This window comes from Candidatus Polarisedimenticolia bacterium, assembly GCA_035764505.1.
Lineage (GTDB): Bacteria > Acidobacteriota > Polarisedimenticolia > Gp22-AA2 > AA152 > AA152.
In genome coordinates, this window is record DASTZC010000009.1 from 1 (window position 1) to 13,764 (window position 13,764).

Below are 13,764 nucleotides of genomic sequence, written 5' to 3' on the forward strand. Positions count from 1 at the left end.
GACGGGATCCAGCGACACGGGCGGGTCGGGGCTTGCCGGCTACAGGGTGTATCGCGGCGGAGTGCAGATCGCTACGACCACCGTAGCTTCCTACAGCAGCACCTCTCTGTCGGCCTCCACCGGCTACTCGTTCACCGTCGCGGCATATGACAATGCCGGAAACATCTCGGCTCCGAGCACCGCGGCGAGCGCCACCACGCCGGCCTGTGCAAACCTGCCACCTATCGCCTACGCCGGTCTTGACCAGACCACCAGCGTGGGGACAGCCGTCACCTTCAATGGCTCCGGCTCGTCGGATTCCGATGGAACGATCAGCTCTTATGCATGGGATTTCGGTGACGGAGCTTCGGGGACAGGCATCTCCGCTAGCCACGCCTACTCGACTTCCGGAACCAAGACAGTCACCTTGACCGTCACGGACAATTCCGGGGCCAGGGCCAGCGATACGGCATTTGTGACCGTCCAGACGGCGGCAAGCGGTCAACACTTGTGGTCGACGCGGCTCGGGGGCTCAACCCTGAGCGATTCGGTGATCGTCAATGCCGTCGTCGCCGACGCCAGCGGCAACGTATTCATCGCCGGTCAATTGGAAGGTAGAGTGACCGTCGGCGGGGCGGCTTTGAGCAGCACGGGCGACAAGGACATCTTCATCGCGAAGTACTCTTCTTCGGGAGCTTACCAGTGGTCCAGGAGCTTCGGGTCCACCGGTAGCGACATTGGCTACGGCATCGGGGTGGACAGCAGCGGCAACGTTGTCGTCATCGGCCAATTCTCGGGGACCGTAGATTTCGGCGGAGGCGGCCTGACGAGTGCCGGTGGAACCGACATCTTCCTCGCCAAGTACTCCTCCTCGGGAGCTCACCTGTGGTCCAAGCGCTTTGGCGGCACGGGCAACGAGGTGGGCTATGGGATCGCGGTAGCGGGCAACGGAGACATGGCTCTGACGGGATACTTCGGGTATTTCGGCGACGCCACCACCGACTTCGGCGGCGGACGGTTGACCAGCGTTGGCGGACAGGACATCTTCGTTGCGAAGTTCTCCGCTTCGGGCGATCACGTGTGGTCCAGGGCCATGGGTGGAACCGGTCAGGACACGGGGTTCAGCGTCGGGATGGATAGCGGTGGCAACGTCGTCGTGACCGGCTACTTCCAAAACGCTGTGAACTTCGGGGGCGGCTCGCTGACCAGCACGGGCGGTACCGACATTTTCCTGATGAAGTATTCGGCGTCGGGGACGCATGTCTGGTCCAAGCGCTTCGGTGGCGCGAGCGATGATCGAGGCACAGGGATCGCGGTGGCCGGAACCGGAGAAGTCGTGGTGACCGGGTACTTCAACGCGACGGCCGACTTCGGTGGTGGAGCACAGGTCAGCACCGGAGGCAGCGACATCTTTCTCGCCAAGTACTCGAGCGACGGCGCCCACGCCTGGTCCAAGGTTTTCGGAACGACTTACGGGTATGGAGATGTCTCTCGTGGAGTCGCGCTGGATGCCTCCGGCAACATCGCGTTGACGGGAAGCATCCTGGGGCCCGTGGATTTCGGCGGGGGACCCCTGGCCGAGACGGGAAGCTACGACATTTTCGCCGCGAAGTTCTCAGCCTCCGGCGCGCACCTGTGGTCGAAGCGCTTCGGGGTTCTCTATGACGATCATGGAGACGCCATTGCCATGGATGCAGGAGGCAACATCATCGCGGTGGGAGACTTCTTCCAAGGAGTCGATTTCGGCGGAGGCCAGCTGCTGAGCCCGGGGAATATCGACGGCTACCTGGTGAAATTCGGGCCCTGAGACTTTCCAGGCCATCCGAGCCTGGCTCGCACGATCAAGGGGCGTCCTCTCAAGGGGCGCCCCTTTTCATTTGGGCAAAAAAAGGGGCGCCCGATAAGTTGGGCGCCCGATTGCGCTCGTCCTTCAGGGGCGCACCGCGTGTCCGCGGTGCGCCCCCTGGGACTTTTCCTTCTACTGCCTACCGGACCCTTTGCCAGGTCCGGTCACACCTGTCCCCCCCGTTAGGGGCAGCAATCAATCGAACAGGACTGGCAGGTTTCGGCCGTGCCCGTTACGCCGGGATCGCACACCCCATCACCACACTCGGGGTTGCAAGAATCCCCGACCGGCGGATGGAGCTGGAAGTTTCCTTCCCTGATGAAGTGCGACACCCGGTACGCGACCGGCGAGCTCGGATCCGCGCTGCAGTGGATCTCGATCTCATACGCGTCAGGGCATTCCGAGCAGGTCTGTGCCTGGCACAGTGGATGCAGAGCCGTCTTCACAGGATCTGCCACTGAGTCGATCAGGCACTCATTGCCCAACTCGCAGTTGTTGATTTCAACTACACCATTGGGCTCCTTACTGGCGCAGGACTCGTCCATCTTACAGGCCCCCACAGGCTTCTGGAAGATGCCCGCAGGCTCGCCGAAGTCACTGACGTGGGCCTTGTAGTAGTGGAGCGTCCCGTTGACCTTGTTGCTCCATGCCACCGGCTGATTCGCACCGCAGGCACCGAAGAAGGGGATCGGGATGTCCTTGCTCTTGTCCTTGTTGTTGTGGAACACACCGGTGCCTTCCCAGTAGATCTGCTTGAAGGGCGCCGGCCGTGCCTGCACGCACCAGCCGGGGTCGGAGCACTGGACGCTGGAAATGAACGCCTCGTTCGGCGCTGCAGCCGTACCCGAATGGAAGGCAAAGCTTCCACTCTTCACGCTGCCACTATCGTCCGGCCCGCTGTGGTGGTTGTGCTCCCAATCGCCCCACGGACAGTGGGAATTCCGTCCGGGGTCGTTCGGGCAATCGTCGTTGGTCGCGCAAGAGTCGCCGCCATTCAACCCACCCGTGCACTTGCCGTCTACGCACTTGCCCTTCGGCGGCAAGTCGCAGCAACCGGACTCGTTCGGGGCGCCGATCTGACCGCCCGTCGTGTAGACCTTGCCGTTCTCATCGAACTCGGCGTCCACGACATCGTAATTGTGTCCACCGGTCATGCGGCAGGATCCCGGAGCGAGGCAGGCCACGTTGGCCGTGTCCGTGCAGTCAGAGCCCGGCTGAGTACAGGCGTTCTCTTGGGAGGCCTGACAGATGGCGGAAGAGATGGTGGCCGTATTGATGCCCGCCACCTCGGTGCAGAGGCACGACGTGCCAGCTGGGTTGCCGCCTGTGCAATTGGGTGCCGTGAAGAAACCTGTCGTCTGCTTGCAGATGGTCTGACCCGGGTTGATCGTCCCGTAGTCGAGGTTCACGGTCCCGAGAACCGGATCATTAACCTTGACGCCGTTTCCGTTGAGGACCTGCAGACCCGTGTTTTGCACGCAGATCTTGTAAACCACACAGGCGGCCTGATCGACCGTAACGTTATCCGAGAAAGGTCCATCCGGATTGCCGTCACACGCAGTTCCACCGCCGATGCCGTCGTCCGGTGCCACGGTCTTGTCGATGACCACCGAACAGCGCAGGGGAGGCGTGCAGTTATTCTGGCAGCTATCGGTGTCGACGTTGTTGCCGTCGTCGCACTGCTCGCCGCCGTTGACGATGCCATCGCCGCAGAAGGTGCAGGCGGCAGGCTGCCCGCAGGGGCCGGGGCGGCATGGGCCGTGGGTGGCAGGAGCATTGCCCGGGAAGGTGTTGGTGTCGCAGGTCTCCCCGCAGCCCGAATTGTTGATGACGTTATCGCCGCAGATAGGCGGTGTGCAGCTGTTATTGCAGGCGTCGGTATCCACCCCGTTGCCGTCGTCGCACTGCTCGCCGTCGTTCACGATGCCGTCACCGCACACCGTGCAGTCGCCGCGGCAGGTATTGCCATTGTTGCCGGCAGGCGTCCCGGGAGGATCGCAGGTCTCATTCGGTGTGTTGCCCACGATACTGTCGCCGCAGATCGGCAAGAGGCAGTTGTTCCGGCAGGTGTCGGTGTCGACGTTGTTGCCGTCGTCGCACTGCTCGCCGCCATTGACGATGCCGTCACCGCAGAACGTGCAGCTGGTCGTGCCGCATTCACCGCCCGTCCGGCAGGCCCCGTGGCTGGAGGGAGCGTTGGCCGGGAAGGCGCTGGTGTCGCAGGTCTCGCAGGTCTGGTTGATGGTGCCATCGCCGCAAATCTTGACCTGGACCGACACCGTCCGGTTGATGTTCACTACGTCGATATCGCTGTCCGGAATGTCATGCAGCGTCCCGGCCCCGGTCACACCGGCCGTGGCCAGAGTAACTCCGGGGTTCACGGTGACGGTGCAAGGAACGACGCACAGGTTGACCGGCGCGAAAGGCACCAGGAAATCGGCGTTGGACGCACAGACCGTCGAAGCCCCCGTGGGGGTTCCGTCCGCCGCCGGACAGTGAAACGTGATCGTGGCACCGGTGACATCGCAAGCCGTCGGGGAATCGTTCCTGGCCACGACGGTGTAGGTCACGGTCTCACCGCTGACGATAGACGTCTTGTCCTTCAAGAGGCTTACGTCGAGCTGGTTCCCGGTACAACCCGCTGGGTTCTGGTGTGCCCATGCGGCCTGTCCGCCGATCAGGGCCACCATTCCAACCAACAGGCCCGCGAGCAGTCGGCTCGTACGCTTAAATGCGGTCCCATTCCTTCGACAGCTTGGTTCTCCTCTTGCCATTTTTAACACCCCCGTTTGTACCCGTTGATATTAAATAATCGGCTCACGAATACGCGACGTACGGTTTCGTACCCCCTCCTCCTCCTTTCTTCACTGACGGTGCCGAGGCCATCCCACCTGGTTTTCAAGAACCCTTCCGGGTTGACCAGATAAACGGCGCAGTCAGGAGTTCTGCTTCCGCGATGGCGATTCACCTCGGGTGGTCTGGAACGAGACCGGATAACGATTCACGATCTCAGCAATAGCTACCGGAACCATGACTCGGCGAAACGAAAGCAATCTGTGATGATCGTTTTTGGAAACGAGACAACGCGAGAGGGAAGAAGCGCATAGCACGGTGAGTACCTGATCGGCAAAGCGACACCACGTCCCTGAACAAAACCCAGATTTCAGCGAAAAGAATGAGCGCACTCTATGCTTAAAATGGGCGCCCAGTCAAGATAATCCGGGATTTGGTCGCAGAATCTTTTTGAGAGGCTTTGGCTACGATTCCCAGCTCCCCTGATGGTCGAGGAGGGCGGCCGGGAGTCCCATTTTCAAAACTGTAATAGCGGGGAAGCCTCGTCAGCCTTAATGAACCGGCCGCCATGAATTCCCTCCGAATTATTCGGCTTTTCATGACTGTTTTGGTAATTCCTGCGACGCGACCTGCCGTGCCGACCCGCCAGACCGCGATTTCTTACAAGTTTGCAACTTCCTCCATGAAGATCCCGGCTGGTCCCGGCTCGTTTTGGAGCCGCCCTCAGCAACCGTCGGGGCGGGTCGTTCGCCTGACCCGCAGCGTAGGGGCCTTCTCTCCTGCGAAAAACGACACGAAGTCACGGTCGGAGATTGAGAATTTCCGTGAAACGCTTGTCGCTTCGCAATGAACGGCGATGCCGGTGAGCGCGCCCAAGGACAGAGAGCGCTCGCCGTCGACCGCGATGAATTCGAGATCCGTGACCACGCTGCCCCAAGCGCGGAGAGCCACCTCTACATTGAAAGTGTGGAGGTTCGGTCCGGACTCCATCTCGGTGTCCCGCGTGAACGAGACGCCTTCGAGCGCGATGCCATCCCAGGCGATCCCGCCGGGGTTCGGCGTGCGCCAGGTGCCTCCCGGAAGCGAGCCGTTGAAGGCGCCAAGGTCAGCTTGGATCGTGATGGCTTTTGGATCGCGCAGGAATCCCGCATCGAAGGCCCGGACGTCGGCCACGGCCACGGCCACGGGACACAGCGCTTGGGCCGTTGCGGATTGCGTGCCCGCCATGAGGAGACCGCAAGCCAGCATCACGAATACTCCTGGGTTCGAAACACGTGCGAGCATCGGTCCTCCTCCTTGCGATGACGTCACCTACATGAAGTTACGCGTGTGCAGCGCGGAAAGCGCCTCGGCCTCGTCGACAGGGAAGCCCAACTTCTCGAGGCGCTGGCGGCGTCCGAGGTCCATCTCCTTCCGAAGTGCCACGACCCGGTCGTGCCCCGTCCCAAGATCTTCAATCTCCCACGAACCCGCCGCGAGGAGTACCAGCGCATCGAAGACTTCCTCGTTCAGCCCGTCGGTGTTCCGCAGCGCCTCGTGACGGCGCTCGACGGCGGCGGCAAGGCGTGGGCGCAGCCCCGGGTCCAGTCCCATGTGACGGCGCAGATGCGCCAGGCCGAAGGCCACATGGCGGGCCTCGTCCTGCGCCGCGAGGCGGCAAACCTCACGCGTGACCGGATCGGGGGCGCTCTCGTGCAGAAACCACAGCAGCGACAGAAAGGACCCTTCGCCGAGGACGGAGAGCAGGAAGAACGCCAGCGCGAAGTCGGGTTCCTCGAGGAGCGTCTTCAACGATTCCTGGCCGCCGACCGTCGAGAGGCCCATGTCCTTCCGCACGAGCAGGGCGCGGCGAGTGAAGCACTCGATGTGGCGCGCCTCGTCGGCCGCCTGAATCGCCAGCAGCTGCAAGACCTCGCGGAAGTGAGGATGGATCTTTGCGAGGAAGCTTGCGGGCACGATGAGCGCCGCGGTCTCGTTCTCGACGAGAAAGGTCATCACCTGGACGACGGCGTCTTCGATTTCCGGCGGGTGCGTGATGGGCGCGGTCCAATCGACTGCCGTGGCGGGATCCCACTGCGCCGCCGCGGCCTGCGCATAGAGCGCGGCCGCTTCGTCCGCCCAGACGACATCCTTGTCGGACAACGGAAAATCGAAGGCAGGGCCGCCGGCCTCGACCTTCGCGCCGCGCGCCGCGAGACCCCAGCGCGCCGGCGGCTTGTCGACCACACCGCCCGGCAGCGTGCGGTCAGGAGCCCCCGCGGACTCGGCTCCTTTCCAGCGTCCGGTCTCGGCCGAACCCCGCACGATGCGCGCGGCCGGCCCGGACCCCTGGCCGTCGGGAAACAGCGTGATCTCATGTCCCTGCGCCCTGCACCAGGCGCGCAGGTGAACCGCAAGGTCCTGGTGCGATCCGAACACGTCGAGTGGCGCCCCCACGGGGATCTGCCGCAACGCGTGCTTCAAGAGAAGATGTGCGCCACGATCGAGACCCAGGGCGCCGAGCTCGATTCCCGGGATACCGGTCATTGCGTTGCTCCCGCCTCCATGCGCTCGAGCCAGGCATCGAGGGTGCCGAACGCGTCGACCGCGCGATTCAGCTGCGCGTAGCCGTTCACGCGCCCGGGCAACCACTGCTTCAATCCCTCCATGTCGAGCAGCGCGCGAACGGCGGGGTCATCGTACGACATGGCGAGCAGCAGCTCGGTGAACCGGGCGAGCGGCGGAGTGGGAACACCGTCCAGCACCGTGAAGTTGCAGTGATCGTAAGGGGCGGTCTGCGCGAGGATCCGTGTCGATCCCGCCGGCAGCGTCCCTTCCTGGGTGAAAGCGAGATGGTTTCCGTCGATCATGCAGGCGGCGTCCGCCTTGCCGGCGATCAGGGCGCGGGCCGCATCGCGCTCGCCGCCGATGTGATCGCCATGCTTGCCGACGAGGAAATCGTGGCCCAGGACCCTCAAGTCCACCCCTGGCTTCAATCCGGCCTTGGCGATCGCAAGGAGCGGGATGAGCGTCGCCTGAGGCGAGTCCGATGCTCCGACGGCGACCGTCCTTCCCGCCAGGTCGGAAAACGTCCGGATCGGCGCATCCGCCCGAACGACCACCACAGACGTCAGGTCGCGATCGGTGTCGCGCATCGCGACGGCGGTGGCCTTGCGCCCTCGCGCTCGTGCAGCCCGCTCCGCCTCGATCCAGGCAAGCGGTGAGTTCCAGGCGACCTGAACCTCGCCCGTGAGCTGTCCCTCGACCTGCCGCTCATAGTTGGAATACAGGACGAAGTCGAACGAAAGCCCGCGCTCGACGAAATACTGCTTGAACCCTTCCCAGATCGTCACGACCTTCGGGTCGTAGGCGACCGCGCCGAGGATCAATGTTTCCACGCCCCCTCCTGCCCCGCTAGAAAAGCGGGAGTCCGCAGACGGCCTTTCCAATGAAGTCGTAAAGCTGGTCGGTCGTCGGCGCCATGACATTGGCCGCCTGTGCGTCGCGAAAATAGCGCTCGACGCCGACGTCCTTGCGGAACGCGGCGCCGCCGCACACGCGCATCGCGGCCGCGACCACGTCGAGCGCGGTTTCTCCCGCCGCCGCCTTGCACTCGAGGACGCGCAGCATCGCATCCTGCCGACCGGTCTCGACCGCCTCGATCGAGTCGAGCAACAGCGCCCGTGACATGTCGGTTCGCACGCGCATGCGCGCGATGGTGGCGCGGATCGTTGGCAGGTCCGCCAGCGATGCGTCCACGTGGGTATACCGGCACCCTGACGCGTGCGCCGCCGTGCGGGTCGTAGCCGCTTCCATCAACCCCACGGAGAACGCGGCGTTCATCAAGTTGAAGTAGGGGAGGACCGTTTCCATCATGAGCGCGAAACCTGCGCCGTCGTCGCCGAGGCGCTGCGCCTCTTCGATCGCGACCTGCTTTGCCGTCACCGGGCGAGAGTCGTTTCCGCGCAGCCCCAGTCCGTTGTACGGGCGCGGCACCGCGAGCCCCGTGGCATTCGCCGGGACGAGCCACAGCGTGCTCAGCCCCTCGGCATCGACCGGCCGGCTCGACCAGACGTAGGCGGTCGCCTGTCCGGCCGAGGTGACCCAGCTCTTCTCCGCGTCGAGCACCACACGCCCGCCGGCGGCCTTCGCCGTGCTCGTTGGCACCCAGAAATTGCTGCGCGAGCCGGACTCGGAAAATGCGAGGGTGCTCAGGTGCTTGCCCTTCGCGATGTCTCGGCGCACCGGATCCGGGCCGTACTTCTCGATCACCGCGGCCCCGGCGTAATGCATGGCGAGGACCATCGCGGTGGATCCGCACTCCTGAGCCACGCGCTGGATCGCGGCTGCCGCAGCGCCCGGCCCGTAGCCCAGCCCTCCAACCTCGCGCGCGCTAATCAGGCCGTAGAGACCGGCCGCCGCGATCGCCTCCATGGCGGCCTGCGGGAACGCGCCGTCGCGGTCGACCTCCTCGGCGTGGTCGGCGACGACTCCTGTGGAGATCGTATCGAGCTTTTTCTGAATCTCGGGGTCGAGCTTGACCATCGCTTCCGCTCCACGGGCCGAGCGCCTTCACCGCAGGCGCTGGCTCGAGCGGGCGATCAGCGTCTGCGGCGGGACAGCCGGCGGCAGGGCCTGAGTCCCTCAGGCCGTTGGCTGGATCAGGTCTTCTTCAGTTCGATCCACATGCCTTTCATCTCATGCCTGAAGCGCAATACATCGGGGGCAGCCAGTTTACACGAAGGCGCGAGTAAAAAAAGGGGCGCACCGCGAATAAGCGGTGCGCCCCTAATCTACGGCCTACCGGACTCTCTGCGATAGCCCGGTCGACGCCTGTCAGCCAATCATGGGCAACAATCTGCCGGACAGGACTGGCAAGTCTCGGCCGTACCGGTTGCCCCTGGATCGCACACCCCATCGCCACACTGCGGGTTGCACGAATCCCCGACCGACGGATGAAGCTGGAAGTTCCCTTCCCGGATGAAATGCGAGACCCGGTAGGCGACCGGCGAGCTCGGATCCTCCGTGCAGTGGATCTCGATCTCATACGCGTCAGGGCAGTCGGAACAGGTCTGTGCCAGGCAGAGTGGATGCAGCGCCGTCTTCACAGGATCGGCCACTGAATCGACCAGGCACACATCACCCAACTCGCAGTCGTTGATTTCAACTACGCCATTGGGCTCCTTACTGGTGCAGGACTCATCCATCCTGCAGGCCCCCACGGGCTTCTGGAAGATGCCCGCAGGCTCGCCGAAATCACTGACGTGGGCCTTGTAGTAGTGGAGTGTTCCGCCGTCCTTGCTGTACGGTACAGGCTGATTCGCACCGCACGCCCTGAAATTGGGAAGCGGAACATCCTTACCCTTGATCCTCTCGTTGTGGAAAACACCGGTGCCTTCCCAGAAGATCTGCTTGAAGGGGGCCGGCCGTGCCTGCACGCACCAGCCGGGGTCGGCGCACAGGACGCTCTTGATGAACGCATCATCCGGCGAAGCAGCCGTACCCGAATGGAACGCAAAGGCTCCACCCCTCAAGCTGCCACTGTCGTCCGGCCCGCTGTGGTGGTTGTGCTCCCAATCGCCCCACGGACAGTGAGAATTCCGTCCGGGGTCGTTCGGGCAATCGCTGTTGGTCGAGCACGTGTCGCCACCATTCGCCCCACCCGTGCACTTGCCTGCGACGCATTTGCCCTTCGGCGGCAGGTCGCAGCAGCCACTCTCGTTCGGTGCGCCGATCTGACCGCCCGTCGTGTAAACCTTGCCGTTCTCATTGAACTGGGCGTCCACGACATCGAAGTTGTGTCCGCCGGTCATGCGGCAGGTTCCCGGCCCGAGGCAGGCCACAATGGCCGTGTCCGAGCAGTCGGAGCCTGGCTGGCTACAGGCGTCCTGGTTGTTCGCTTGGCAGATGGCGGAAGTGATTGTGGCGGTATTGACGCCCGCCACGTCCGAGCAGAGGCACGACGTACCCGCCGGATTGCCACCCGTGCAATCTGGCGCGGTGATGACACCCGGCGCCAGCTTGCAGACGGGAGGCGCACCGACTGCGATCGTCCCAAATTCGAAATTCACGGTTCCGAGAACCGGATCGCTGACCTTTACACCGTTTCCATCGAGAACCTGCTGACCCGTGTTGGTCACGCAGATCTGGTAAACGACACAGGTCTTCTGGTCGACGGTAACGGCCTCCACAAAAGGCCCATCGGCCGTGCCGTCACAGGCCGTCCCGCCACCGCTGCCGTCATCCGGTGCCACGGTCTTGGCGATGACCACGGAACATCCCGGCAGCGTGCAGTTGTTCCGGCAGCCGTCGGTATCCACGCCGTTGCCGTCGTCGCACTGCTCGCCGGCATCCACGTGATTGTCGCCGCACACCGTGCAGTTGTTGCGGCAGTTGTTGCCATTGCCGCCGGCGGGCGTCCCGGGAGGATCGCAGGTCTCGCCCGGCGTGTTTCCGACGATCCCGTCACCGCACTCTAGGAATGTGCAGCTGTTGCTGCAGCTGTCGGTGTCGACCGCGTTGCCGTCGTCGCACTGCTCGCCGTCGTTGACGATGCCGTCCCCGCAGAACGTGCAGGCGGCAGGCTGCCCGCAGGGGCCGGGGCGGCACGGGCCGTGGGTGGCGGGAGCAGTGCCCGGGAAGGTGTTGGTGTCACAGGTCTCCCCGCATCCCGAATTGTTGATCAGGCCATCGCCGCAGCTTGGTAGCGTGCAGTTGTTCCGGCAGCCGTCGGTATCCACCCCGTTGCCGTCGTCGCACTGCTCGCCGTCATCCACGTGGTTGTCGCCGCACACCGTGCAGTTGTCGCGGCAGTTGTTGCCATTGTTGCCGGCGGGAGCTCCCGGAGGATCGCAGGTTTCACCCGGCGAGTTTCCGACGATCCCGTCGCCGCAGCTTGGCAGGGTGCAGCTGTTCCGGCAGCCGTCGGTATCCACCGCGTTGCCGTCGTCGCACTGCTCGTCGCCGTTGACGATGCCGTCCCCGCAGAACGTGCAGCCCGGGGTTCCGCAGGGTCCTGTCCGGCACACGCCGTGGGTCCCCGGGGCGCTGGCCGGGAAGGCGTTGCCGTCGCACTTCTCGCACTCCTCGTTGATGAGCCCGTCACCGCAGCTTGGCAGCGTGCAGTCATTACGGCAGCCATCCGTGTCGACGTGGTTGCCGTCGTCACACTGCTCGCCGTCGTTGACGAGGTTATCGCCGCAGTAGGTGCACTGAGCTTCGCCGAGGGGCCGGCACACGTTCGTGTTTCCCGGAGGTGTCGCCGGCGTGGACCCGGGTGGGTCGCAGGTCTCACCCGGTGTGTTTCCAAGGATGCTGTCGCCGCAGGTCGGGAGAGTGCAGTTGTTCCGGCAGCCGTCGGTATCCACGCCGTTGCCGTCGTCGCACATCTCCCCGGTTTGCTGGACACCGTCACCGCACACCGTGCAGTCTTCGCGGCAGTTGTTGCCATTGTTGCCGGCGGGAGTCCCGGGAGGATCGCAGGTCTCGTTCGGCGTGTTGCCTACGATCCCGTCGCCGCAGGTCGGCAAAGTGCAGTTATTGCGGCAGCCATCCGTGTCGACGTTGTTGCCGTCGTCGCACTGCTCATCGCCGTTGACCATGTTATCGCCGCAGAAGGTGCAGGCGGCAGGATTCCCACAGGGGCCGGGGCGGCACGTGCCGTGGCTCGAAGGAGCACCGGCCGGGAAGGCGTTGGTGTCACAGGTCTCAGCGCACCCCGACTGGTTGATCATCCCGTCGCCGCAGCTCGGCAAGGTGCAGTCATTGTGGCAGCCATCCGTGTCGACGTGGTTGCCATCGTCGCACTGCTCGCCGTCGTTGACGACGTTATCGCCGCAGTAGGTGCACTGAGCGTCGCCGAGGGGCCGGCACGTGTTCGTATTGCCGGCAGGTACCGTTGGCGTGGACCCGGGAGGATCGCAGGTCTCGCCCGGTGTATTGCCCACGATGCCGTCGCCGCAGGTGGGCAAGGTGCAGTTGTTGTGGCAGCCATCCGTGTCGATGTTGTTGCCGTCGTCGCACTCCTCTCCGCCGTTGACGATGTGATCGCCGCAGAAGGTACAGCCAGGGCTCCCGCAAGGGCCGGTACGGCACTCGCCGTGGCTGGAGGGCGCGCCGGCCGGGAAGGCGCCGGTGTCGCAGGTCTCGCACTCCTGGTTGATGATGCCGTCGCCGCAGCTGGGCAAGGTGCAGTCGTTGTGGCAGCCATCCGTGTCGACGTGGTTGCCGTCGTCACACTGCTCGCCGTCGTTGACGACGTTATCGCCGCAGTAGGTGCACTGAGCATCGCCGAGAGGCCGGCACGCGTTCGTGTTGCCAGCAGGCACCGTCGGAATGGACCCGGGCGGGTCGCAGGTCTCACCCGGTGTGTTTCCAACGATGCTGTCGCCGCAGATTGGCAGAGTGCAGTTGTTCCGGCACCCGTCGGTATCCACGCCGTTGCCGTCGTCGCACATCTCCCCGGGTTGTTGGACCGCGTCACCGCACACCGTGCAGTCCTCGCGGCAGCTATTGCCATTGTTGCCGGCGGGATTCCCGGGAGGATCGCAGGTCTCGCCCGGCGTGTTCCCGACGATCGAATCGCCGCAGATCGGCAATACGCAGCTGTTCCGGCAGCCGTCGGTGTCGATGTTGTTGCCGTCGTCGCACTGCTCGCCGCCATTGACGATGCCGTCGCCGCAGAACGTGCAGCTGGTCGATCCGCACTCACCGCCCGTCCGGCAGGCCCCGTGGCTGGAGGGAGCGTTGGCCGGGAAGGCGTTGGTGTCACAGGTCTCGCAGGTCTGGTTGATGGCGCCGTCGCCGCAAATCTTGACATTGACCGACACCGTCCGGTTGATGTTCACGATGTCGACATCGCTGTCCGGAATGTCATGCAGTGTCCCGGATCCGGTCACACCGGCCGTGGCCAGAACAACTCCGGGGTTCACAGTGACGGTGCAAGGAACGACGCACAGGTTGACAGGCGCGAACGGTACAAAGAAGTCAGCGTTGGCCGGACCACAGGTCGTTGCAGCCCCCGTGGGGGTTCCGTCCGCCGCCGGACAGTGAAACGTGATCGTGGCACCGGTGACATCGCAAGCCGTCGGGGAATCGTTTCTAGCCACAACGGTGTAGGTAACGGTTTCCCCGCTCACGATAAGGGTCTTGTCTTTCAAGAGGCTTAT

The 13,764-nt window shown here is 64.1% G+C and carries 7 protein-coding genes; 1 reads left to right on the forward strand and 6 read right to left on the reverse strand.

From position 1 onward, the window contains the following. The coding region (locus VFW45_00430; protein ID HEU5179229.1) for a PKD domain-containing protein at window positions 1–1,786 on the forward strand (1,786 nt) is incomplete at its 5' end. Between the two features lie 221 nt (window positions 1,787–2,007). Here the strand turns inward: VFW45_00430 and VFW45_00435 are convergent. The 6 genes from VFW45_00435 to VFW45_00460 form a co-directional block, all read right to left on the reverse strand. Then, on the reverse strand, window positions 2,008–4,515 hold the full coding sequence (locus VFW45_00435; GenBank protein ID HEU5179230.1) for a DUF4215 domain-containing protein: 2,508 nt from the start codon (window positions 4,513–4,515) through the stop codon (window positions 2,008–2,010). A gap of 826 nt (window positions 4,516–5,341) precedes the next feature. After that, window positions 5,342–5,902, reverse strand: a complete 561-nt coding sequence (locus VFW45_00440; GenBank protein ID HEU5179231.1) for a hypothetical protein — start codon at window positions 5,900–5,902, stop codon at window positions 5,342–5,344. A gap of 27 nt (window positions 5,903–5,929) precedes the next feature. Beyond that, window positions 5,930–7,144, reverse strand: a complete 1,215-nt coding sequence (locus tag VFW45_00445; protein ID HEU5179232.1) for a ferritin-like domain-containing protein — start codon at window positions 7,142–7,144, stop codon at window positions 5,930–5,932. After that, window positions 7,141–7,995, reverse strand: coding sequence for a PhnD/SsuA/transferrin family substrate-binding protein (locus VFW45_00450; protein HEU5179233.1), 855 nt, complete (start codon window positions 7,993–7,995; stop codon window positions 7,141–7,143). The genes VFW45_00445 and VFW45_00450 overlap by 4 nt, the downstream gene beginning before the upstream one ends. A 16-nt stretch (window positions 7,996–8,011) precedes the next feature. Continuing rightward, complete coding sequence (locus VFW45_00455) at window positions 8,012–9,142, reverse strand: acyl-CoA dehydrogenase family protein (protein ID HEU5179234.1); 1,131 nt, start codon at window positions 9,140–9,142, stop codon at window positions 8,012–8,014. Between the two features lie 299 nt (window positions 9,143–9,441). Continuing rightward, window positions 9,442–13,443: a DUF4215 domain-containing protein gene (locus VFW45_00460; GenBank protein HEU5179235.1), complete on the reverse strand. Its 4,002-nt coding sequence runs from the start codon at window positions 13,441–13,443 to the stop codon at window positions 9,442–9,444. Between the last annotated feature and the right edge of the window lie 321 nt (window positions 13,444–13,764).

Bases quoted from the DNA above. Each gene is read 5' to 3' on its own strand.
- VFW45_00435 (HEU5179230.1), bottom strand. From the start codon at position 4,515: ATGGTGGCCCTGATCGGCGGACAGGCCGCATGGGCACACCAGAACCCA.
- VFW45_00455 (HEU5179234.1), bottom strand. From the start codon at position 9,142: ATGGTCAAGCTCGACCCCGAGATTCAGAAAAAGCTCGATACGATCTCC.
- VFW45_00440 (HEU5179231.1), bottom strand. From the start codon at position 5,902: ATGCTCGCACGTGTTTCGAACCCAGGAGTATTCGTGATGCTGGCTTGC.
- VFW45_00445 (HEU5179232.1), bottom strand. From the start codon at position 7,144: ATGACCGGTATCCCGGGAATCGAGCTCGGCGCCCTGGGTCTCGATCGT.